We start from the raw sequence: 23,075 nt of genomic DNA, 5'->3' as shown, positions 1-23,075 counted from the left end.
TGATGTCTGACTTCGAATCCCTGGGACTGAAAAGCGGGATCTGGCAGGGAGTTCTGACCCGCGAAGCCGCGCCGACGCGCCTTGTGCTGGTTCATTCCGGTGCGCGTGTAGGGGACGCGCGGGTGACCCGAGGGGATCGCGGCACGTGGCGCGTCGCCGTAGCCATCCCGCCCGAGAAGCTCTCGGACGGTGTCCAGAGCTTCCTGCTTATCGAAGATGCCGGCAAGGATGGAGAAGCCCTGCAACCGGGCGCCGTGCACCTGGCAAGCCTCAACCTTGCGGCGGGAACGCTGGTGGACGAGGATCTGCGGGCCGAGCTTCATCTGATGCGGAGCGAATTGGAGCTTCTCAAGAAGGAACTCCGCAGGCTCGCGACAGGCTGAGCGTCTAGTCCCGCGCCCAATAGGCGTAGCTGCCCAATTCGTGAAAGCCCAAACGGTCATAGACCGCACGTGCACCGGCATTGCTGCGGCTGACCGCCAGTCCCAGGCGGGTGGCGCCGTTTTCCTGCGCCCATCGGGCGGCCTTGCGGATCATCCAGCCCGCGAGCCCGCGGCGTCGGAATTGCGACGCAACCTCGATCCCGTGGATCATCGCGACCGAGCCTGCAAGCGCCACGAAAGCCGCTCCCGCGGCGCGATCGTCGATGCGGCCGATGATCGAGGTCCTGGGGCCGGGCACGCGATCCATGACGGCCTGGCGTGCCGGGCCGATATTGCCGGCAGCCCAAAGGTCGCGCTGGATCGCAAGTGGCGGCCAGACGGCGATCGCCGTCATCTCGGGAAGGTCGGCGACCAGCGCAGCGCATTCGGCCGCCAGGATCGCGGTCGGCGTTTCGCGCTGATAACCACGCCGCATCAGGGCCCCGCGCAGGTCCTCGTCGCAGTCGGGCAGCCGGAACATCGGGCGCTGTCCCCAGCGTCGATGGACATCCTCGGCCGCCCCGATCTGGGCTTCGTCCCAGTCGGGGCGCAAGGCGATGCTCGAACTGACGCGCCCTCCGGCACCCAGGCCGCGCCCGCTTCGAAGGGCGCCCGTGTCAACGGTTTCCGCCGCCGGCCAGGTCGCCTCGAAGGCGAAGGAAAGCGCGACGTCAGAAGGGATCAAAGATCGAGCCTCTGCTTCAGCGCGGCCATCGCCTCGGTCACCCGAACCATGTCGAGTCCGCGGACAACAAGGTTGGTGCCCCAGCCCGTCGGGTCCTGGAACGGATAGGAGCCCAGCGACAGATCCGGGAAATCCTCGGCCACGGCCTTGAGTTCTTCGGCCACGTCGCTTTCGCCGCGACGCACCTCGATCGTGTCCGACTTGACCGGCCGCCCACCGGGAAGCTGCGGAACTAGCCAGGCGACCATGCCGCGAAACACCTCGGGCACGCCCGCCATGACATGGGTATTGCCGATCGAGAAACCGGGTGCCCCCGAGACGGCATTGTCGATCAACTTGGCGCCAACCGGGACACGCGCCATGCGCAGGCGATTCTCGGTCAGTTCGGTTCCCATCCGCTCGCAGCGGGCCTGAAGAATGGCGCGCGCCTCGGGGTGGATTTCGACCGTCGTTCCATGTGCCTCGGCCACGGCATCGGCGGTGATGTCGTCATGGGTCGGTCCGATCCCGCCCGAGGTGAACAGCAGGTCGTAGGCGCCACCCAGGCTTTTGTCCAAGGCGCGGATCGCCGCCACGATCTGCGCATTGTCGTCGGACACGACGCGGATTTCGCGCAGATCGAATCCGGTCGCGGAGAGCACGCCCGCAAGGTGATGGGCATTGCCCTCGCGCGTGCGGCCGGAAAGTATCTCGTCGCCAATGACGAGAATGGCGGCGGTGGGATTGTCGGAATGCATGGGACGCTCCTGCGGCGTTCATTTTCTCGGATCAATCTATAGGTCCGGCTGCGGGACTGGAACAAGTGGCCGCACGGGACTATCTGTTGATCAAGCAAGCATGAGGACAAGATGAACGACGCACGCCAGACCCGCGAGGGTATCCGTATCCATGAGCCTCAGGACTTCGAGGGCATGCGCGCGGCCGGACGACTGGCGGCGCAGATCCTGGACGAGGTGGGGCCGCTTGTCCAACCCGGTGCCACGACGGGGGCGCTGGATGATTTCATCCGCAACCGGGTCGAGGAGCTTGGCTGCACAAGCGCCACCATCGGCTATCGCGGCTATCAGCACGCAAGCTGCATCAGCGTGAACCATGTCGTCTGCCACGGCATTCCCGGCGAGAAGCTGCTGTCGGAAGGCGACATCCTGAACATCGACGTGACGGTGATTCAGGATGGATGGTTTGGCGACAGCTCGCGCATGTATGTCGCGGGCAGGCCCAGCGTGAAATCAAAGCGGCTGATCCAGGTTACCCATGACAGCCTGATGAAGGGCATCGAAGCGGTTCGGCCCGGCGCCACTTTCGGCGATATCGGCCACGCCATCCAGAGCTATGTCGAGGCGAATCGCATGTCGGTGGTGCGCGATTTCTGCGGCCACGGGCTGGGCCGGGTGTTCCACGCGCCGCCGAACGTGCTGCATTTCGGGCGTCCGGGCAAAGGCCCGGTTCTGGAAGAGGGCATGTTCTTCACTATCGAGCCAATGGTGAACCTCGGTCGTCCCGAGACCAAGATCCTGGCCGATGACTGGACCGCAGTTACGCGCGACAAATCGCTTTCGGCCCAGTTCGAACATTCGATCGGCGTGACGGCCGATGGCTGCGAGATTTTCACGCTTTCGCCCGGAGGCCTTTTCTATCCCGATTTCGACTGAGCGTCGTTGCGGTTGCTCATCAGCACTCGGGCGTGCCGCGAGGCGCGCCCTTATCCGTTTCACAGCTTGCGGATGGTGTCGCCGGATCTGAAGGTCGGGGTAAGGGCGACGATGCCGTTTTCGGGTGCCGCTTCCTTTCCCGCAACGATTCGGGCAGCGCGGCGGCCGATCTCGATCCGGCGGGCATCCGTGGTGGCAAGGCGCATCGGCAGACCATCCAGCAGGTCGACGGCGTTGAAACCTGCAAGACCCAGCTTGCCGGGGATGTCATAGCCCTGCTCGAGGCACCAAAGCAGTCCGCCCGCCCCGATCATGTCATTCGAGAAATACAGGAAATCCAGCTCGGGTTCGCGTGTCAGGATCCGCTCGGTCAGCTCGCGACCCTTCTGCAGCGATGATCCGCCCTGGTAATATTCCCGCGCCGAGAGCGAAAGGCCCGCTTCCGCTAGGTGGTCCTCGAAGCCGGCAAGGCGCTTTCTTGCGCGGTGGTCTTCGGGCATGTGCGTGCCGATGAATCCGATGCGGCGATAACCCGCCTTCAGGATCTCGGCAGCCATGTCGGCCCCGGCGCGCCGATGCGATATGCCGACCGCCGTGTCGATCGGATCGCCGTCGATATCCATGATCTCGACCACCGGCAGCCCGGCATTGTCAAGCATGGCGCGAGCGACCTTGCTGTGCTCGAGCCCGGCCAGGATGACGCCCGAGGGCCGCCATGACAGCATGTCGTAAAGCACCGCATCCTCGCGTGAGGGGCTGTAATGCGTGACGCCGATCACGGGCTGCAGGCCGGTGTCGTCAAGCTCGGCCGAAATGCCGCCAAGCACGTCGGGAAAGACCATGTTCGACAGCGAAGGGATGACGACCGCGACAAGGTTCACGCGCTGGCTGGCCAGGCCGCCGGCGATCTTGTTGGGAACATATCCCAGCGTCCGCGCGGCGGTCAGCACCTTTTCGCGGGTCGCGGCCGAGACATCGCCCCGGTTGCGCAGCACGCGGCTGACCGTCATTTCCGAAACGCCGGATGCTTCCGACACGTCACGCAAGGTGAGAGGACGACGGGGTCTTTTCGTGTTCATGAGAGTTCCAGGCCGCAATCTTGTTACCGTTATCGCGTCTGCCATTCAGCGGCAAGCTTGCAAGTCCCCGAGGCTTTGGGCAAAAGGATCACCGGCGGCCCCGTGGCTCAACTGGATAGAGCAGCCCCCTCCTAAGGGGCAGGTTACAGGTTCAAGTCCTGTCGGGGTCACCAGATATTTTCCCCAAAGATGTGCGACGGCCGGATGGGGGCGGTTTGCGGCATGCAAACCCGGAATAAAAATGGGCGGACCGAAGTCCGCCCTGCAGTTGCTCTTACGAGAGAGTCCCTACCGGTTCATCATCTGCATCAGGCTGATGACGGACATGATCTTCTGGGTCTTCGAATCGACCTGATAGACCTGGTTGTCGTTGCTGTAATAGCTCCACGCGCTATTGTTCGTGCCCAGATCGTAGCGGCCCGGGTTCTGGATCCGGTAATAGTCCCGAGCATCGAAGCGATCGCCGATCCGCTGGGCGCGGTACTTGCGGGCCTGTCCCGGCGGCACGCAGCTTGGCCCCTTCCAGACCAGGCCGGGCGGACAGTGGACCACTTTCGCCGAGCGGTGCCTGTCTTTCGAATCGTGCCGGTGGTGATCGCGGTCGTGACGGTCATCGTGCCGCCGATCGCCGCGATGATGGTCATGATTGCGATGGTTGTCGTGGCGCCAATCTTTCCAATGGGATTCGGCGCTGGCTGCGGTGGCAGCAAGAGCCGAAATCATCAGGGCGAGGCCGATCTGGCGAAAGTTCATATTTGTCTATCCGAAAGGGGATGTGTCATCTTGGCTGGCTGATTGCAGCCATGCAGTCAGAACAGCAAGAGCCGATCCGCTGCCCGCATGAGCGATGGCAGGTTCTTGCCGCAACCGGCGGAAAGCCTTGGCTAAATCTGGGCGACTTCCTGCCCGGCATGCTCCTGCCGCCAAAGATCCGGGGTAGTGCCCATGTTTTCCCGGAAGACGCGGATCAGGTGCGAGGCGTCGCAGAAACCGGTTTCCTCGGCGATGCGGGTGACGGTCCGTTCGCTGCGCGACAACAGCATCTTGGCTTGGGCGAGCCTTATCCGGATCGAGGCATCAGCCGGAGGGACGCCGATATCGGCGCTGAAATGCCGCTCGAGCTTGCGACGTCCGATTCCCAGATCCTTTGCGATGCGCGCGACCGAAAGCGGCGCATGGAGGTTCTGCTGCATGGCAAGGAGAGCGCGACGCACGATCGGATCGCGCGCATTCAGTTCCAGCGGCAATCCGGGTTGCGGCCGGTCGCCCTCCATCGGTTCGTCGATCATCAGGATCGAGAGACTCTTTCTTGCGGCGGCACGGCCGAGGTGGCGATCGACGAGAAAGGCCGCGAGATGTGCGGCGCTGACCCCGCCCGAGCAGCTGAGCCGATCGCGATCCACCACGAATATCTGGTCCGACACGGGATGCATCAGTTCGAATTCCGCGAGAAAGTCCTGATGGTGAAACCAGCTTACGCAGCAACGATAGCCGTCCATCAGCCCAAGACGGGCCATGGCGAAGACACCCGTGCACAGTCCGGCTAGAGCGACCTTCTGCGCCGCCGCCTTGCGCAGGAACGCGCCATGTTCGGGCGAAAGGCCCGGGCTGCCCTCGATGAGCCCTCCGACGGTGACGATGTAATCGAATTGGCCGGGGTCACCCAAACGTTCGTCCGGCTCGATGCGCACGCCACATGACGATTGGATCGGCGCCATGTCGGGGGAAAGCACCGACCAGCGGCAGCGGATCGGTCGGGAACCGTCACCATCGTCGGCGGCAAGCCGCAGCACGTCCACGAACGTCGCGAAGGCCGAAAGGGTGAAACGTGGCGCCAGCAGAAAGCCGATGCGCAATCTGGGTGCGGCGGGGCCGGATGAGGGATCAGCTTGACGTGGCATATGACGCGAATCGACAATGGTTTGTGTCGTCATCATGACACATCTGGCCCCCGGGTGCAGCAGTAAGGGGCTGCTACAAGACTATCGGCCGGTCGTCGAGAATTGTTGTGTTGCTGCCTTCGCTTCTTCCAGGTTGTCCGTTTCCTCTGCGGCATCGACCAGTTCGCGGGCCTCTTCCTCGTCTTCGTCCGCAAGGGCCGGGGGGTGTTCACCCGCCAGGAAGTTCCCGAATTTCTCGAGCCCCGGAATATGATCGGCGAGAACGCGGATCACCACCAGCAAGGGCACGGCGACGATCATCCCGAGGACCGACCAGAGCCAGGCCCAAAGCGCGACGGTCAGGAAGACGACGACGGTGTTGAGTTGCAGCTTGCGCGAAACGAAATACGGCGTGACCAGTTGGCCTTCGATCGCCGTCAGCGCGAGATAGGTGGCGGCTACCATCAGGGGCGTGAAGAGGTCGTCGAAGACGAAGAGCCCCACGACCGAGGCAATGGCGACGCCGCAAACCGCCCCGATATAGGGGATGAAGTTCAGAAGAAAGCCGATCAAGCCGAAAAGCACCGGCGAAGGCATGCCCCAGGCCCACATGGCAAGTCCGATGGCAACGCCAAGGCCAGCATTGATCAAGGTGATCGAACCAAGATAAGCGCCCAGCCTGTCTTCGATCTCGCGCAGCGCGAGATAGGCGGCGCGCTTGTCGCGCATCCTGTCGAAGCTCTGGACGATCTTGAGATAGAGCAGGTCACCCGACGAGATCATGAAGAACAGCAGGAACAGCGTGAAGATGATCTGGCTCAGCACGGCGGGGCCAAGATCCATCAGGCTGCCGAGCGTCGATGAGGCCGGGGCGGGGGTGACCTCGACCTGTATGTGCTGATCGGGCGGCTGAGGTGTGCCGGGGGCAGGCACGCTGGTCACGGTTCCCGTCACCGTGCTCATCACGTCCGAAACCGGGGACGCGGGCCGCGAGCGCGCGGAATCCGCATTGGCCGGGTCATCGTCCGGCGCGGTCTTTCCGCCTCCGGTGATCTCGTCGATCTTCTTGGCCGCGCGCTCGATGCCTGCGAAGTTCTGGCGGATCTCGCTCATGCGGTACTCGAGCCGCGCACCGATCTGCGGCGCATTGTCGATCAGACGGCTGACCGGGCCAGAGACCAGCAGCCCGATGACCGCAAGGGCGATCACAAGCCCCAGCGAGACGATGGTGGCGGTCAGTCCCGCACCAAGGCCCCAGCGTTCCATCAGGCGGCGGAAGGGAACGAAAACGAAGAACAGCAGAAGGGCCAGTGTGACCGGCATGAGAAAATCACGCGCCTGGGCGACGAAGCTGAAGAGCAGGACGACAAAGATCCCGATCACCGCCCAGTTCGCCACTTTCGGGACCTTGGTGTCTGGCGAGCGTGGCAGGCTCGGAAACATGTGAGGGGCGTTCTCGGGAGGCGTCACTTTTCTGGCTTTCCCCTGTAGGACAGTCGCGCCGAAGGAAAACGCAAACCCCGCGGCCAGGTTCCTGACCGCGGGGCTGATCGTCGTGAAGGCTGCCGCTCGAAGGCTTACAGCGGGTGATCGCCCGTCGCGTCGATGACGCGGGTCGGCAGGCCCAGATCACCCAGAAGCTCAAGGAAGGGCCGCGCCGGAAGATCCTCGACATTGGCCATCTTCTTGACGTCCCAAGTCCCGCGCGCGACGAGGATCGCCGCCGCGACCGGCGGCACGCCGGCGGTGTAGCTGATGCCCTGGCTGCCGACCTCTTCGAAGGCTTCCTTGTGATCGGCGACATTGTAGATGAAGACCTCGCCGGGCTTGCCGTCCAGCGTGCCCTTGACCAGGTCGCCGATGCAGGTCTTGCCGACATAATCGGGCGCGAGGCTGGCCGGGTCGGGCAGCACGGCCTTGACCAGTTTCAGCGGCACGACCTCGAGGCCCTCGGCGGTCGTGACCGGCTGCTCGCTGAGCAGGCCGAGGTTCTGCAGCACGGTGAAGACATTGATGTAATGCGCGCCAAAGCCCATCCAGAAACGCACATCCGCATCCTTGTAGCGGGCGGAAAGGCTGTGGACCTCGTCATGGCCCGACAGGTAGGCAGTCTGCTTGCCGACGACGGGCAGGTCCCATTCGCGACCGACCTCGAACATCTTGTTTTCCTGCCAGGCGCCCTTCTGCCAGGAATAGACCGTGCCGGTGAATTCGCGGAAATTGATCTCGGGGTCGAAATTCGTCGCGAACCAGCGGCCGTGGCTGCCGGCATTGATGTCGACGATGTCGATCGACTCGACCTTGTCGAAATACTCGTCCTCGGCGAGGCGGGCATAGGCGTTCACCACGCCCGGATCGAAGCCCGCGCCCAGGATGGCGGTGACGCCGGCGGCCTCGCAGGCCTCGCGGCGCTTCCATTCGTAATTGCCGTACCACGGCGGGGTCTCGCAGACCTTGGCGGGGTCCTCGTGGATCGCGGTGTCGATATAGGCCGCGCCAGTGTCGATGCAGCCTTGCAGCACGGTCATGTTCACGAAGGCCGAGCCCACGTTGACGACGATGCTGGCGTCGATCTTGCGGATCAGTTCGGCCACGGCATTGCTGTCCATGGCGTCAAGCGGATGGGCGGTGAATTCGACCGAATGGCCTTTCTCACGAATGCTCTCGATGATCTTGTCGGCCTTGGCGACGGTTCGGCTGGCGATATGCAGCGTCCCGAATTCCTGAGCATTCTGCGCAATCTTGTGCGCGACCACCTGGGCGACGCCACCGGCGCCGATAATGAGCACGTTTCTTGCCAATTCAGTCTCCTTTTGAGGGCAAAGAAAGGGGGAGGACCTCGCTTTCGCCTGAGCGTCAGGGCTCAGGACAGGCTGGATTTATAGTCGTCATAGGTAAACCGGCGGATTTCGCGGATCGTTCCGTCCTCGGCCTTGATCGCGATCGAGGGCATGCCCACGCCGTTGAACCAGTTCTTCTTGACCATGGTATAACCCGCGGCATCCGCGATGCTGATGCGGTCGCCGATCTGCAGCGGCGCCGGGAAGCGGCCCTCGCCGAAGATGTCGCCGGCGAGGCAGGTCTTGCCCGCGATCTGGTAGGGATGCTCGCCATCCTGCGGCAGCTTCGCGGTTTCGCGATAGATCAGCAGGTCCAGCATATGCGCCTCGATCGAGCTGTCCACGATCGCCACGTCCTTGCCGTGATGGATGACGTCAAGGACGGTCACTTCCAGCGAGGTCGATTTGGTGATGCTGGCCTCGCCCGGTTCAAGGAAAAGCTGGACGCCGAATTTCTGCTGGAAGGCTTTCAGCCGCGCGGCGAGCTTGTCCAGCGGATAGCCTTCGCCGGTGAAATGGATGCCGCCGCCCAGCGATACCCAGTCGAGCTTTTCGAGGAAGCCGCCGAACTCGGCCTCGATCCGCGAGAGCTGCGCGTCGAAAAGGTCGAAATCGGCGTTCTCGCAATTGTAATGGATCATCACGCCCGAAATGCGGTCAAGCGCGCTTTCCAGCCGCGGCAGGTCCCATTCCCCAAGCCGCGAGAAGGGCCGGGCCGGGTCGGCCAGATCGAAGCCCGAGGTCGAGAACCGCGGGTTCAGGCGCAGGCCCATGGTAATGCCGCGCTCGGCCGCCTTGGCGCCGAAACGGTTGAGCTGGCCCAGCGAGTTGAAGATGATCTTGTCCGAGTAACCCAGCGCCTCGTCGATCTCGTGATCGGCCCAGCCGACGGAATAGGCATGGGTCTCCTTGCCGAATTCCTCATGGCCCAGCCGCAGCTCGAAGAGCGAGGACGAGGTCGTGCCATCCATGAAGGGGCGCATGAAATCAAAGGCCGACCAGGTGGCGAAGCATTTCAGCGCCAGCAGGCATTTCGCGCCCGATTGCTCTCGCAGATACTGGATGCGCTCCATGTTGACCCGCAGCTTGGCAAGGTCGATCAGGTAGTAAGGCGTCTGCAATTCGGACATGGCGCTGATCCCCTGTGGCTGACCCGGTCGAATGAAGTGGCTCATTTAGGGCCACTTGCACCGTTTCGCAAGGAATGGTGACTTGTCCATGACGCGAGAACAGATGCCCCGCGTCGAAATGATCAATCGTCGACGATCGAAAGGATCTTCGGAAGCGCGGGGCAGGGCAGAAGCTGGTTCTTGGCCACGTCCGCCAGCGTATGATTGTGCAAGAAGACATAGACATGCGCCGAAAGGCTTTCCCAAAGCCGGTTCGACAGCGTCTGCGCGCGAGACCCCGAAATGCCGCCCGAAGCGCCCGCGCCGACATGCATCGCGCTGACTGTTTCGTCCACGGCCTCGAGTATGTCGGCGACGCGAATGGTCTCGGGGGCCTTGGCAAGGCGGTAGCCGCCGCCCGGGCCGCGCACGGAATCGACAAGCCCCGCCCGGCGCAGACGAACAAAGAGCTGTTCCAGATAGGGCAGCGAAATGTCCTGCCGTTTCGAAATCTCGGCAAGCGATGTCAGATCATCGCCTTTGGCGATCGCCAGATCGACCAGTGCGACCATGGCATAGCGTCCCTTCGTGGACAGTTTCATCTCGACCTCCTGTGCCATTGCATTGACGCAATGCGATCTTTCGGGCTAATCCGCTCTGCCGTCTTTGATTGCGTCTTGCCTATGCAGGGCGCGCTTCCCAGATTGACGATCTAGAGCCGCGCCGCCACAGGGTCAAGAAACCCGAGTCTCAAAGGAAGCCCATGCCCGAACTGATTTTCCCCGGTCCCGAAGGTCGTCTCGAGGGGCGCTATCACGCGCAGCCCAATCCCGACGCTCCGATCGCCATCGTCCTGCACCCGCATCCGCAATATGGCGGGACGATGAACAACCGGGTTGTCTACAACCTTCACTATGCTTTCCACCGTATGGGCTTCACGGTCATGCGGTTCAACTTCCGCGGGGTTGGCCGCAGCCAGGGCGAGTTCGATCAGGGCATCGGCGAGTTGTCGGATGCCGCCTCGGCGCTTGACTACCTGCAAGCCATGAACCCGAACAGCAAGCATTGCTGGGTCGCGGGCTTCAGCTTTGGCGCCTGGATCGGCATGCAGCTTCTGATGCGCCGCCCCGAGATCACCGGCTTCATCTCGGTCGCCCCGCCGGCGAACATGTACGACTTCAGCTTCCTCGCGCCGTGCCCGTCGTCTGGGCTGATCATCAATGGCTCCGCCGACCGCGTTGCGCCGCCCAAGGACACGAATACGCTGGTCGGCAAGCTGCGCGAGCAGAAGGGCATCACCATCACCCATGAGGAAATCGAAGGCGCGGACCACTTCTTCCGCGACGACGAGGTTCACATGAAGCCGATGATCGACAAGGTTCAGACATATGTGCGCCGCCGACTGACGGAAAGCACCCGCTGATCCGTTCTCGCGCCCCGGCCCGTGCCGGGGCGTTCTCATTGCGGCTGGCAATTCCCCCGCGTTTCGGGCTAAGGCGAAGGCGAAACGAAGGAGCCGCACCATGAGCGATCTGACCGCCCGTTTCAGTTTCCTGAACGAAGCAGACCGGTTGAAGTCCATCGACCGGGCAAATGTGCTGATGGACCTGTCCCGCGCCGAAAACAGTGCCGAGCACAGTTGGCACGTCGCGCTTTTTGCCCTGATCTTTGGCGCGAGCGACCGCGCGATCGCGATGATCCTGCTGCATGACCTGGTCGAGATCGACTGCGGTGATCACCCGATCCATATTGCTCATGATTTCGCAGCCGTCGAAGCTGCCGAACTGGCCGCCGCGCAACGGCTGTTCGGCATTCTGCCCGAGGGGCACGAGATGCTGGCCCTGTGGCAAGAGTTCGAGGCCGCCGCCAGCGATGATGCCCGTTTGGCCAAGCGGATGGATCATGTCCAGCCGCTGTTTCAGGTGCTGAACGCGCCGGTTCCACTGCCCGACCATCTGCAGATCGTCGCGGATAACATGACCACCGGCCGGGCGGCCCGTCTGTGGCAAGAATGGCCCGAGGCGATGGAAGCGGCACAGGCGCTGCGCGACGGAAGCCCCGTCGCGGGCGATCTGGCCGGCAGGCTTGCCTTTCTTGCCGAGGCCGACCGGTTGAAATCCGTCTACCGGGCCAGCACCCTTTGTGACGCTTCGCGGCGCGAGAACAGCGCCGAGCATAGTTGGCATCTGGCCCTTTACGCCTTGGTCATGGCTCCGCTGGCCGGTGAGGGGGTCGATATCGGCCGTGTCATCCGAATGCTGATCCTGCATGATCTGGTCGAGATCGATACCGGGGACGTTCCAATTCATTCCCAGAACGGTGCCGCGCATCACAGTGCTGCCCAGATGGCGGCCGAGGATGCGGCGGCCGACCGTCTGTTCGGAATGTTGCCCGCCGAGCAGGGGCGCGAATTGCGCGCGCTTTGGACCGAGTTCGAGGCGAATGAAACGCGCGACGCCGTCTTCGCCAAATCGCTCGACCGGGCCCAGCCGGTCATGCAGAACATCGTCTCGGGCGGTGGCAGCTGGGTCGAGTATGACGTCACCTACGATCAGCTGGTCGAACGGGTCGGCTCGCGTATCCAGAGGGGGGCACCCGAGATCTGGGACTGGCTTTCAGAAAGCTCGCGGGTCTATTTCGCGCGCTGAAACCGAGTGCGCAAACGGGGGGTGGCTGCGGTATGCAATGGCATACCGGCCTTTCCTTCGGTGCCGATTATGTCTATAGGGCGGTCAGCCGCATCCTAATCCAAAGGGACCACTTATGTCGAAGATCAAGGTAGAGAACCCGCTTGTCGAACTCGACGGCGATGAGATGACCCGGATCATCTGGGACTTCATCAAGCAAAAGCTGATCCTTCCCTATCTGGACATCGACCTGAAATATTACGATCTCGGCATCGAGGAGCGCGACCGCACCGACGACCAGATCACCATCGACGCCGCCAACGCGATCAAGCAGTATGGCGCCGGCGTCAAATGCGCCACGATCACGCCCGATGAGCAGCGCGTCGAGGAATTCGGCCTGAAGAAGATGTGGCGTTCGCCCAACGGGACGATCCGCAACATCCTTGGTGGCGTGATCTTCCGCGAGCCGATCATCTGCAAGAACGTGCCGCGCCTGGTCCCGCATTGGACCCAGCCGGTGATCGTCGGCCGTCATGCGTTTGGCGACCAGTACAAGGCCACCGATTTCCGCTTCCCCGGCAAGGGCAAGCTGACGATCAAGTTCGTCGGCGAAGATGGTGAGACCATCGAGCACGAGGTGTTCCAGGCGCCGTCCTCGGGCGTGGCCATGGCGATGTACAACCTCGACGACTCGATCATCGACTTTGCGCGCGCTTCCATGAACTATGGCCTGCTGCGCGGCTTCCCGGTTTACCTGTCGACCAAGAACACCATCCTGAAAGCCTATGACGGCCGCTTCAAGGACCTGTTCCAGAAGGTCTATGAGGAAGAGTTCGAAGACAAGTTCAAGAAGGCAGGCATTCATTACGAACACCGCCTGATCGACGACATGGTGGCCTCGAACCTGAAATGGTCGGGCGGCTATGTCTGGGCCTGTAAGAACTATGACGGCGACGTGCAGTCCGATACCGTCGCGCAGGGCTTCGGCTCGCTCGGGCTGATGACCTCGGTCCTGATGACGCCCGACGGCAAGACCGTCGAGGCCGAGGCCGCCCACGGCACGGTGACGCGTCACTACCGCGAGCACCAGAAGGGCAACCAGACCTCGACCAACTCGATCGCGTCGATCTTTGCCTGGACCGGCGGCCTGAAGCACCGTGCGAAACTCGACAGCAACGAGGCGCTGATGAACTTCGCCGAGACGCTGGAAAAGGTGACCGTCCAAGCCGTCGAGGATGGCTTCATGACCAAGGACCTCGCGCTGCTCGTCGGCCCCGACCAGAAATGGCTGACCACCATGGGCTACCTGGAAAAGGTCGACGAATACCTGAACAAGGCGCTGGCCGGCTGATCTGCCACGCGACGTAGAAGAAAGGGCCGGGACATTCCCCGGCCCTTTTTCGTGGCTGCATGGCAGGAATGTCGGGCCGGATGCGCGAAGCCGCTTAACAGTTCGGTCACATTGCAGTATGGGACGCGCAGCAAAACCCGGAGTGCCCGTCATGAAAGCTGCCGTCATCACCTTCCCCGGATCGAACTGCGACCGCGACCTCGCCGTCGCCCTGACGCAGGCAGGGGCCGAGGTGACGCGGGTCTGGCACAAGGACAGCGCGCTGCCCGAGGGCACCGACCTGGTCGCGGTTCCGGGCGGCTTTTCCTTCGGGGACTACCTGCGTTGCGGCGCGATCGCCGCGCATTCGCCAATCGCCAATGCGGTGCGCGATCACGCGACCAAGGGCGGCTATGTCCTTGGCATCTGCAACGGCTTCCAGATCCTGACCGAACTGAACCTGCTGCCGGGCGCCCTGATGCGCAATTCGGGCCTGACCTTCGTCTGCCGCGAGGTTGCCCTGAAGGTCGCGACCGCCGCCAGCCCCTTCACTGCAGGCTTCACGGTGGGGCAGGAAATTCGTGTTCCGGTCGCGCATCACGACGGCAATTACCAGATCGACGCCGAGGGGCTTGCCGTGCTCAGGGATCAGGACCGTATCGCCTTCACCTATGCACCGGGCATCAACGGCTCGGTCGAGGATATCGCGGGCGTGCTGTCCGAGAACCGCCGGGTGCTTGGCATGATGCCGCACCCCGAGCGAGCCGCCGAACCCAGCCATGGCGGAACCGATGGCGCCAGGCTTTTCAGCGCGCTCGTGCAAGAGCTTGTCACCGCCTGACTTGAGCGGATGAGCCGGGCGCACTAGATTGTCTTGTCCCATCTAGCGGGGCAAGCCGGAGGTGCATGCATAAACAGGATCTATCGACCGGGTATCCGGATGGCGGCAGGGCAGCGCTCGCCAGCCGCTGGGGCATGCGTGGCGTCATCGCCATGCTGCTGCTGCTTGGCGTCGGTACGATATGGTTCACGAACGGCTGGCTGACCGCACGGTTTTCCGAAACCACGCGGGTTCGGACCGAATTGCGCTCGGCGCTTTACACGGGAAACCTGCTGTCGGAACTGCAGCGCACATCGGTCGTGCCACAGCTTCTGGCGCGCGACCCCGCGCTGATCTCGGCGCTGATCGCAAATGACTTCTCGGGAACCTCGGCACGGCTGATCTCGGCGCAGAAGGAAATCGGAGCATCGTCGATTCGGCTGCTGGATGCATCGGGCAGGACGGTGGGCTCGACGGATCGCAACCTGATCGGCACGAATTACGTCCAGGAACCCTTCTATGTCGAATCGCTGCGGTCCAAGGATACGGTCTTTACCGTCTCGCCTTCACCGCAAGGGGCCTATGAATTCGCTTATTCCCGCGCCGTGGTGGCCGAGGGGCGTACGCTGGGGGTGGTGGTCGTCGGTGCCGACCTGACCCGGCTCGTGCGGTCCTGGGCCGGAATCTCGGATGCGATCGCGGTCACGGACAGTTCGGGGCAGATCATCCTTTCGACCGAGCCGCGCTGGCGTGGGCTGACGCTGCCCGAAGCGCTTGCGGTTCGCTCGGCGCCATCGGCGATTGCGCGCGCCTTTCAGGTGACCGCCGACTGGACTTCGCCGCCCGCCGACGCATACGTCCAGGGCAAGGCGGTGATGCAGGCGGAAACGCGCATTCCCTTCCGCGGCTGGAAGATGATCGCTTTCACGACCTATGATTCCGTACGCGAGCGGGTGAACGCGGTTCTCGCGATGGTCATCATGGGATTCGCGATTCTTCTGGCGGCCGTCTTCTACCTGCTTTCGCGGCGTGCCCGCGTCGAATCGGCGGCCTATATGCGCGAATCGGCCGATCTGCGAGCGCTGAACCTGCGCCTGACCCGTGAAATAGCCGAGCGCGAGCGCGTCCAGCGCGAATTGCGCGTGGCCGAGCAGACCGTCCAGCAAAGCTCCAAGCTGGCTGCGCTGGGTGAAATGTCTGCCGGCGTCAGCCATGAGCTGAACCAGCCCCTGGCGGCGATGAAGACCTATCTCGCCGGGGCAAGGCTGCTTTTGCAACGAGGGCGCCCGGAAGAGGCGCTGTCGAGTTTCCATCGCATCGACGATCTCGTCGAGCGCATGGGAGCGATCACACGCCAGCTCAAATCCTATGCCCGGAAGGGCGGCGAGGCGTTCGAGCCGGTCGATCTTCGCGCGGCGCTCTCAAGCGCTCTCGTCATGATGGAGCCGCAATTGCGCAACCGGACGATCCGGTTGCAACGCAGCATCCCGCGCTATCCCGTCATGGTCTATTGCGACCGGATCCGGCTTGAGCAGATCATCATCAACCTGCTCAGGAACGCGATCGACGCGATCAAGGCGGTGCGTGACCCGACGATCGAGATCACCGTAACCTCCGGTTCTCACGCTTTCTTGTCCATTCGCGACAACGGTCCGGGCGTTTCCGATCTGGAAAAACTCTTCGAACCCTTCTTTACCACCAAGAAACCCGGCGAGGGGACAGGGCTGGGCCTTGCCATCTCATCGGGGATTGCAGCCGATTTCGGTGGCCGTCTGACAGCCCATAATGCCCAGGACGAGGGCGGGCGGGGGGCCGTATTCGAACTTGAACTTCCGCTCTATGATCCGGGCCGTACGTCCGGAACGCAGCTTGCGGCAGAATGAAGACAGAAAGGTGAAACGCGCATGAGCCGTACGATGAAGATTGCAGTCGTCGATGATGAACCGGACATGCGCGAGTCGATCCGCCAATGGCTTGCGCTTTCAGGGTTCGATACCGAGACCTTTGCCAGCGCGGAAGAGGCGCTGAAGGTCATCACGGCAGATTGGCCGGGGGTCATCATCTCGGATATCAGGATGCCCGGTATTGATGGCATGGCTTTCCTGAAGCGGCTGATGGGGATCGATTCGGGCTTGCCCGTGATCATGATCACCGGCCATGGCGACGTGCCCATGGCGGTCGAGGCGATGCGGATCGGCGCCATGGACTTCATGGAAAAGCCCTTCAATCCCGAACGTCTGACCGAGCTGGTCAAGAAGGCGGGCCAGGCACGACGCATGACCCTGGACAACCGCGCGCTTCGCCGCGACCTTTCCGAAGGTCAGCAGGTCATGTCCAAGCTGATTGGCGCGAGCCCGGTCATGGACCGTCTGCGCGAGGATATTCTCGATCTCGGCCAGGCCGACGGCCATGTCCTGATCGATGGTGAGACGGGAACCGGCAAGACGCTTGTCGCCCACGCGCTGCATGCGGTCGGCCCGCGCGCTACCAAGAAATTCGTCCCGATTTCCTGTGCGGCCTATAATGACGAAGTCTTGTCGGCGAAGCTTTTCGGGCCGGTCGAGAACGGACTTCCCGCCGTTGAGGAAGCGCGCGGCGGCACGCTTTGCCTCGAGGATATCGAGGCGCTTTCCGATCCCCTGCAGGCGCGGCTTCTGGCCTTCATCGCCGAGCAAGGCACCCCGGCCGAGACCCGGATCATCGCGATTTCCAACGCCCGCGGCGAAGGCCGCAAGGCCGAGGACTCCCTGCGGCCTGACCTGTTCTACCGGCTGACCGCGCTCAAGATCACGCTGCCGCCGCTGCGTTCGCGGGGCGAGGATATCCTGTCGCTCTTCACCCGGATGACCGAGCAGTTCTCCGAGGAATACGGCTGCGAGCCGCCCCAAGTCACCGCGCAGGAAGCCGCGCAGCTGCTGCAGGCGCCCTGGCCGGGCAATGTCCGCCAGCTGATCAACGTGGCCGAGCGCGCCGTGCTGCAAAACCGTCGGGGTTCGGGCTCGATCGCATCGCTGCTGATGGCCGATGGCGAGGAAACCCGCGAGGCGACCACGACCGAAGGCAAGCCGCTCAAGGAATATGTCGAGAGCTTCGAGAAGATGCTGATCGACAATACCATGCGCCGCCACAAGGGAAGCATCGCCGCCGTCATGGACGAGCTTTGCCTGCCAAGGCGGACGCTGAACGAGAAGATGGCAAAATATGGCTTGAGCCGCGGCGACTACCTTTGATCGTCACGGTTTGAAGCTGCCATTGTCTCGGACATTGGCGAGAATTTCGCGGGCAGGTCGGGCCAGACATATCAGCTCTGGTGAAAAACCCATTGTAACAGCGCGGCCTTCCCCGTTATCTTGCCCATAAGGGGCGGTTATCGCAACCGACGGTTGCTCGTCCCCACAAGTTTCGCAGCGCGTTTCGCCAGCCGCGACGCCTGAAAAGGGCCGGTGGCACCACGCGCGGAAAATCTTGTCCATGCCCCGATGGGGCCTCTGGGCTTCCGTGTTCGCAGCTTCCGTCCGCCAAGGCGGCGGGGGCCAAGAAAGGTAAACAGACGCGATGGATCGCGCCGAGCAGCTTGATCGACAACGGTATCGGGGCAATGCCTCCGATGCCGCGATTGCTGCTGTCTGCACCTCCCTTCGCGCTCTCCCAATGAACGGCTGCTTCCTCTCGCCCCCTTTGCGCGCAGGGAAGAGGCCGCCCGAAAGTCGGAAAAATGTCAAAGAAAATGCTGATCGACGCCACGCATGCCGAGGAAACTCGGGTTGTCGTGGTGGATGGGACCAAGGTCGAGGAGTTTGACTTCGAGACCGTCAACAAGCGGCAGCTTGCTGGCAATATCTACCTGGCCAAGGTGACGCGGGTCGAACCCTCGCTGCAGGCCGCATTCGTGGATTACGGCGGAAACCGTCATGGTTTCCTGGCCTTCGCGGAAATCCACCCGGATTACTACCAGATCCCCGCCGCCGACCGTAAGGCGCTGATCGAGGAAGAACGGCAGGCCGCCGCCGCGGAAAGCGACGAGGCAGAAAAGCCCAAGCGCAGCTCATCGCGGTCGCGCCAGTCGGCAAAGCCCGCCGCTGCCGATGCCGGTGATGTCGTCGTCTCCGAAGAGATCGCCGGGATGGCGGTTCTTGATCCTTCGGAAGGTGAGGGCAATGTCGCGCAACTCGCCGATGGCTCAGCGCCCGCCGTCGCGGATGACGAAAACACCGAGGACCAGATCGAAGAAGACGCGATCGAGTCTGTTGCGGACGAGGATGTCGCCGAAGAAATCGCGCCACCGAAGAAGCCCCGCGCCCGCCGCTATAAAATCCAGGAAGTGATCAAGGTCCGGCAGATCATGCTGGTTCAGGTCGTCAAGGAAGAGCGCGGCAACAAGGGCGCTGCGCTGACGACCTACCTGTCGCTCGCGGGCCGCTATTGTGTGCTCATGCCGAATACGGCGCGGGGCGGCGGCATCTCGCGCAAGATCACCAACGCTGCCGATCGCAAGAAGCTGAAGGAAATCGCGGCTGAGCTCGAGGTCCCGGAAGGCGCCGGCCTGATCATCCGCACGGCGGGCAGCCAGCGCACGCGGACCGAGATTCGCCGCGACTACGAATACCTCATGCGGCTTTGGGAACAGATCCGCGAGCTGACCTTCAAGTCGATCGCGCCCGCACCGATCTACGAGGAAGGCGACCTCATCAAGCGCACGATCCGCGATCTTTATTCCAAGGAGATCGACGAGGTTCTGGTCGAGGGCGAGCGCGGCTATCGCACCGCCAAGGACTTCATGAAGATGATCATGCCGTCCCATTCGAAGAACGTGAAGCATTACAGCGACTCGATGCCGCTTTATGCGCGCTATCAGGTCGAAAGCTATCTGGGTGGCATGTTCAACCCGGTCGTCCAACTGAAATCGGGCGGCTATATCGTCATCGGCGTCACCGAGGCGCTGGTCGCCATCGACGTGAACTCGGGCCGGGCCACCAAGGAAGGCTCGATCGAGGACACGGCGCTGAAGACGAACCTTGAAGCGGCCGAAGAGATCGCACGCCAGTTGCGCCTGCGTGACCTTGCCGGCCTGATCGTGATCGACTTCATCGACATGGAAGAGCGCAAGAACAACGCCTCGGTCGAGAAGCGCTTCAAGGACAAGCTCAAGACCGACCGTGCCCGCATCCAGGTCGGGCGCATCTCGGGCTTCGGCCTTCTTGAGATGTCGCGACAGCGTCTGCGTCCGGGCATGCTGGAATCGACCACGCAGCCCTGCGCGCATTGCCATGGCACCGGCCTGATCCGTTCGGATGACAGCCTTGCGCTGACCATCCTGCGTGCGATCGAGGAAGAGGGCACACGCAAGCGTTCCCGCGAAGTGCTGGTGAAGGCGCCCGTCGCGGTGGCGAACTTCCTGATGAACGCCAAGCGTGAGCACATCGCGGGGATCGAGGCGCGCTACGGCATGGCGGTACGCGTCGAGGCGGACCCTTCGCTGATCTCGCCCGATTACGCGATCGAGAAGTTCAAGACCGCCACGCGCAATGTGCCCGAGATCGCAAGCCCCGTGGTTTCGGTCGACGCCAGGCTGATGGCCCAGATCGATGACGAGGATCTGAGCGAGGACGAGGTGGAACTTGAAGAGGACGAGGCCGTCGAGGACGCGCAGTCGGCCGAAGCTTCGCGTTCCGAAGGTGCCGAGAATGGCGATGGCAGCAGCAAGTCCCGTCGCCGCCGCCGTCGCCGTCGTCGCAATGGCAAGAACGGCGATGACCAGGGCCGGTCCGACGAAAACGGAACGGACGAGGCAGACGGCCAGGAGCAACCGATAGAAGAGGATGCCCCCAGCGAGCCGGTGGCCGAAGTCGAAGCCGTCGAAGCGTTGTCCGCACCGAACGAGCCCGTGACCGAGCCCGTGACCGAGGTGGTCGCCAGCGAAACGCCGGAAACGGCGGACAAAGGCGTCACAGAGGCCGCCGAGGCCGAAGAGGCAAAGCCGCGTCGCCGCCGCTCGCGCCGTCGCAAGACGGATGAGGTCGCAGAGGAGGCGGTTCAGGTCGAATCGGAGGTCGTGGAGCCTGTCGCCTCTGAACCTGCCGAGGTGCCTGCCGAGACAGCGGAGCCGGTCGAGCCGGAACCTGCGGTGGCCGCCGCCGATACGCCCGCCGAAGCGGAATCGACCGAGCCTGTCGCTGAGCAACTCGCCGAGCCGCAGCCCGAGGAGGCGGACGCCGAGGACGTGGTTCAGGAATCCGTGGTGTCGTCGGAAGTCGTCGAGCTTGCGACCGAAACCGGAGTTTCCCCCGCCGCGGTTCCTGCCCCGGAAGCCGAGCCGGCAATGGCCGCGGATGAGGAAGCATCCCGTCCGAAGCGTCGTGGTTGGTGGTCGATGGGCTAAGCCCTAGGGTCACATGACGGAAGTTTGAGAGGCGCGGGACTTTCCCGCGCCTTTTTCATCGCGCAATCTGCCGGCTATGTTGGGAATCGAACTTGCAGATGCTGCCTTCCTGCCCGCCGCGACAGTCGCGTTGCTGGCGGGTATCCTGTCTTTCCTGTCGCCCTGTGTCCTGCCGATCGTGCCGCCTTACCTGGCCTATATGACCGGCGTCGGGGTCGGGGGGCTGAAATCGGGCGAGCGCAGTGCCATAGTCCCTGCATTGTTCTTCGTGCTTGGCCTCTCCACGGTCTTCCTGTTGATGGGCATGGCGGCATCGGCCTTCGGACGGTTGTTCCTGCAATGGCAGGACTGGCTGTCGCGCGGGGCAGGGGCCGTCGTCATCATTCTGGGTCTGCATTTCCTTCATGTGATCCGAATTCCCATCCTTGATCAGGAGGCGCGCCTTGAAACCGGCGACCGCGGGGGAAGCGCCTTTGGCGCCTATATCCTTGGCCTTGCCTTCGCCTTTGGCTGGACGCCCTGCATCGGACCGCAGCTCGGGATGATCCTGTCACTGGCCGCCACGGGGGGCGAGGCGAGCAGGGGCGCATCGCTTCTGGCAATCTACGCCCTGGGGCTTGGTATTCCGTTTCTGCTCTCTGCCGTCTTCATCAACCGCGCGATGGGTTTGATGAATCGCATCAAGCCGCATTTGCGTTTGATCGAGCGTCTCATGGGCGTGCTTCTGATCGTTGTCGGTATCGCGCTTCTGACAGGCGCGTTTCCGGCCTTTGCCTATTGGTTGCTGGAAACCTTCCCCTGGCTCGCATCTCTGGGCTGATGGCCGAACGCTTGCCAAGGGCTGGCTTACTCCGTCAGTCTGCGCGCAAACCACGGGGGGAAGCAGACAGTGCTGAAGATGGATGAGACGGGCCTGAACAGGTTTCTCGACCGCGAATTTCCGCAGATCGCAGGCCAGGTAAGGGTCGAATCTGTCGATCGGGACCTGCTGCGTTCGCGGATGATCGTTTCTCAAGAGCATCTCAGACCGGGGGGCACGCTCAGCGGGCCGGCAATGTTCGCCCTTGCCGACGCGACGGTCTATCTGGCCATCCTCGCACGGATCGGGGAGGTTGCGCTTGCCGTGACCACGAATGCCTCGATCGACTTCATGCGCAAGCCCGAGGCGGGGCGGGATCTTCTGGCCGAATGCCGCATCCTGAAGCTGGGTCGCGTGCTCGCCGTGGGCGATGTCCTGATCCGCTCGGAAGGGCAGGGCGAACCGGTGGCCCGTTGCTCGATGACCTATTCGATTCCACCAAAATCCCCCTGAATTGGGGGCTTAGTTTGCGGTAAATAGATACCTATTTTGCAAGGCATTGATTTAAGGCGATAATTTTGCGTTATCCCCACTTGATTCATGGGCGGGATTCGCCGATATACCCGCATCTCGAATTACACCCCAAAAGGGACGACCGATGAAAACCTACACCGCAAAACCGGCGGAGATCGAGAAGAAGTGGATCCTGATCGACGCCGAGGGCGTTGTTCTGGGCCGTCTTGCCACGATCGTTGCCATGCGTCTGCGTGGCAAGCACAAGCCGACCTTCACCCCGCACATGGACATGGGCGACAATGTCATCATCATCAACGCCGACAAGGTGCAGATGACCGGCGACAAGCGCGATGCCAAGAAATACTACTGGCACACCGGCCACCCGGGCGGCATCAAGCACCGCACTGCCCGCCAGGTGCTGGAAGGCGCTCACCCCGAGCGCGTCGTGATCAAGGCCGTTGAGCGCATGATCTCGCGCAACAAGCTGGGCCGCCAGCAGATGACCAACCTGCGCGTCTATGCCGGCGCCGAGCATCCGCATGAAGCTCAGCAGCCCGAAGTTCTGGACGTCAAGTCCATGAACGCCAAGAATACCCGGAGCGCATGATTATGGCCGAAGACATCAAAACCCTGGACGACCTGAAATCGGTCACCGCCGGCGCTGTTGCCGAGGCCCCCGTCCGTGAAGCTCAGCGTGACTCGCTGGGCCGTTCCTATGCGACCGGCAAGCGCAAAGACGCTGTCGCCCGCGTGTGGGTGAAGCCGGGTTCGGGCAAGGTCGTCGTGAACGGCAAGGACATCGCTCAGTACTTCGCGCGTCCTGTTCTGCAGATGATCCTGCGCCAGCCCTTCGAGGTTGCCGGCGTTTCGGGTCAATACGACGTCTATGCCACCGTCGCCGGTGGTGGTCTGTCGGGCCAGGCCGGTGCGGTCAAGC

The 23,075-nt window shown here is 62.8% G+C and carries 22 protein-coding genes and 1 tRNA gene (1 of these 23 cut by a window edge); 14 read left to right on the top strand and 9 right to left on the bottom strand.

Annotated features, from left to right (window positions below):
• The first annotated feature begins 2 nt into the window (after positions 1 to 2).
• Positions 3 to 383, top strand: a complete 381-nt coding sequence (locus RGQ15_RS01410) for a hypothetical protein (RefSeq protein ID WP_311158422.1) — start codon at positions 3 to 5, stop codon at positions 381 to 383.
• Positions 384 to 387: 4 nt separating this feature from the next.
• Here the strand turns inward: RGQ15_RS01410 and RGQ15_RS01405 are convergent, their stop codons facing one another.
• The gene (locus RGQ15_RS01405; protein ID WP_311158421.1) at positions 388 to 1,107 is read right to left on the bottom strand and encodes a GNAT family N-acetyltransferase; all 720 of its coding nucleotides are present in this window, start codon (positions 1,105 to 1,107) and stop codon (positions 388 to 390) included.
• Positions 1,104 to 1,844: a competence/damage-inducible protein A gene (locus RGQ15_RS01400; protein WP_311158420.1), complete on the bottom strand. Its 741-nt coding sequence runs from the start codon at positions 1,842 to 1,844 to the stop codon at positions 1,104 to 1,106. The genes RGQ15_RS01405 and RGQ15_RS01400 overlap by 4 nt, the downstream gene beginning before the upstream one ends.
• A 111-nt stretch (positions 1,845 to 1,955) precedes the next feature.
• On the opposite strand from RGQ15_RS01400, the gene map reads away from it, so the two are divergent.
• A complete protein-coding gene (map, locus tag RGQ15_RS01395) occupies positions 1,956 to 2,759 on the top strand; it encodes a type I methionyl aminopeptidase (protein ID WP_311158419.1) in 804 nt (267 codons plus the stop codon).
• Between the two features lie 59 nt (positions 2,760 to 2,818).
• Here map and RGQ15_RS01390 read toward each other — a convergent pair whose 3' ends face one another.
• Positions 2,819 to 3,838, bottom strand: coding sequence for a LacI family DNA-binding transcriptional regulator (locus tag RGQ15_RS01390; protein ID WP_311158418.1), 1,020 nt, complete (start codon positions 3,836 to 3,838; stop codon positions 2,819 to 2,821).
• 96 nt (positions 3,839 to 3,934) lie between these two features.
• On the opposite strand from RGQ15_RS01390, the gene RGQ15_RS01385 reads away from it, so the two are divergent.
• A tRNA-Arg gene (locus RGQ15_RS01385) sits at positions 3,935 to 4,011 on the top strand.
• A gap of 115 nt (positions 4,012 to 4,126) precedes the next feature.
• Here RGQ15_RS01385 and RGQ15_RS01380 read toward each other — a convergent pair.
• From RGQ15_RS01380 to iscR, 6 genes are all read right to left on the bottom strand, one after another.
• Complete coding sequence (locus tag RGQ15_RS01380; RefSeq protein WP_311158417.1) at positions 4,127 to 4,591, bottom strand: hypothetical protein; 465 nt, start codon at positions 4,589 to 4,591, stop codon at positions 4,127 to 4,129.
• A 131-nt stretch (positions 4,592 to 4,722) separates the two neighbouring features.
• Positions 4,723 to 5,772, bottom strand: coding sequence for a GlxA family transcriptional regulator (locus RGQ15_RS01375; protein ID WP_409201293.1), 1,050 nt, complete (start codon positions 5,770 to 5,772; stop codon positions 4,723 to 4,725).
• Between the two features lie 48 nt (positions 5,773 to 5,820).
• Complete coding sequence (locus RGQ15_RS01370; protein WP_311158416.1) at positions 5,821 to 7,161, bottom strand: AI-2E family transporter; 1,341 nt, start codon at positions 7,159 to 7,161, stop codon at positions 5,821 to 5,823.
• 134 nt (positions 7,162 to 7,295) lie between these two features.
• Positions 7,296 to 8,519, bottom strand: a complete 1,224-nt coding sequence (locus RGQ15_RS01365; protein ID WP_311158414.1) for a saccharopine dehydrogenase family protein — start codon at positions 8,517 to 8,519, stop codon at positions 7,296 to 7,298.
• Positions 8,520 to 8,581: 62 nt separating this feature from the next.
• Positions 8,582 to 9,688, bottom strand: coding sequence for a carboxynorspermidine decarboxylase (gene nspC, locus RGQ15_RS01360; protein WP_311161010.1), 1,107 nt, complete (start codon positions 9,686 to 9,688; stop codon positions 8,582 to 8,584).
• Positions 9,689 to 9,810: 122 nt separating this feature from the next.
• On the bottom strand, positions 9,811 to 10,269 hold the full coding sequence (gene iscR, locus RGQ15_RS01355; protein ID WP_311158413.1) for a Fe-S cluster assembly transcriptional regulator IscR: 459 nt from the start codon (positions 10,267 to 10,269) through the stop codon (positions 9,811 to 9,813).
• Positions 10,270 to 10,430: 161 nt separating this feature from the next.
• Here iscR and RGQ15_RS01350 point away from each other — a divergent pair, with 161 nt between their 5' ends.
• The 11 genes from RGQ15_RS01350 to rpsI all read left to right on the top strand — a co-directional run.
• Positions 10,431 to 11,090, top strand: a complete 660-nt coding sequence (locus tag RGQ15_RS01350) for an alpha/beta hydrolase (protein ID WP_311158412.1) — start codon at positions 10,431 to 10,433, stop codon at positions 11,088 to 11,090.
• Positions 11,091 to 11,190: 100 nt separating this feature from the next.
• Positions 11,191 to 12,315, top strand: coding sequence for an HD domain-containing protein (locus RGQ15_RS01345; protein WP_311158411.1), 1,125 nt, complete (start codon positions 11,191 to 11,193; stop codon positions 12,313 to 12,315).
• A gap of 115 nt (positions 12,316 to 12,430) precedes the next feature.
• Entirely contained in the window at positions 12,431 to 13,645 is a 1,215-nt protein-coding gene (locus RGQ15_RS01340) for an NADP-dependent isocitrate dehydrogenase (protein WP_311158410.1), read from the top strand.
• 151 nt (positions 13,646 to 13,796) lie between these two features.
• Positions 13,797 to 14,465: a phosphoribosylformylglycinamidine synthase subunit PurQ gene (gene purQ, locus RGQ15_RS01335; RefSeq protein WP_311158409.1), complete on the top strand. Its 669-nt coding sequence runs from the start codon at positions 13,797 to 13,799 to the stop codon at positions 14,463 to 14,465.
• A gap of 65 nt (positions 14,466 to 14,530) precedes the next feature.
• On the top strand, positions 14,531 to 16,327 hold the full coding sequence (locus RGQ15_RS01330) for a sensor histidine kinase (RefSeq protein WP_409201292.1): 1,797 nt from the start codon (positions 14,531 to 14,533) through the stop codon (positions 16,325 to 16,327).
• Between the two features lie 21 nt (positions 16,328 to 16,348).
• Positions 16,349 to 17,674 (top strand): sigma-54-dependent transcriptional regulator, encoded by a 1,326-nt coding sequence (locus RGQ15_RS01325; RefSeq protein WP_311158408.1) that lies wholly within the window; start codon positions 16,349 to 16,351, stop codon positions 17,672 to 17,674.
• A 485-nt stretch (positions 17,675 to 18,159) separates the two neighbouring features.
• On the top strand, positions 18,160 to 20,823 hold the full coding sequence (locus tag RGQ15_RS01320; protein ID WP_311158407.1) for an Rne/Rng family ribonuclease: 2,664 nt from the start codon (positions 18,160 to 18,162) through the stop codon (positions 20,821 to 20,823).
• Between the two features lie 76 nt (positions 20,824 to 20,899).
• On the top strand, positions 20,900 to 21,643 hold the full coding sequence (locus tag RGQ15_RS01315) for a cytochrome c biogenesis CcdA family protein (protein ID WP_311158406.1): 744 nt from the start codon (positions 20,900 to 20,902) through the stop codon (positions 21,641 to 21,643).
• A gap of 78 nt (positions 21,644 to 21,721) precedes the next feature.
• Complete coding sequence (locus RGQ15_RS01310; RefSeq protein ID WP_311161008.1) at positions 21,722 to 22,135, top strand: PaaI family thioesterase; 414 nt, start codon at positions 21,722 to 21,724, stop codon at positions 22,133 to 22,135.
• Between the two features lie 145 nt (positions 22,136 to 22,280).
• Positions 22,281 to 22,745: a 50S ribosomal protein L13 gene (gene rplM / locus RGQ15_RS01305; RefSeq protein ID WP_311158405.1), complete on the top strand. Its 465-nt coding sequence runs from the start codon at positions 22,281 to 22,283 to the stop codon at positions 22,743 to 22,745.
• Positions 22,746 to 22,747: 2 nt separating this feature from the next.
• Positions 22,748 to 23,075, top strand: the 5' portion of a protein-coding gene (rpsI, locus tag RGQ15_RS01300) for a 30S ribosomal protein S9 (protein ID WP_311158404.1). Its footprint extends 152 nt past the window's final position; 328 of the gene's 480 nt are visible here — the first part of the coding sequence; the start codon lies at positions 22,748 to 22,750; its stop codon lies beyond the right edge, outside the window.

Origin of the sequence: Paracoccus sp. MBLB3053 (assembly GCF_031822435.1) — a bacterium.
GTDB classification, from domain to species: Bacteria; Pseudomonadota; Alphaproteobacteria; order Rhodobacterales; family Rhodobacteraceae; genus Paracoccus; species Paracoccus aurantius.
This window is presented reverse-complemented; position numbering and strand designations above follow the sequence as displayed.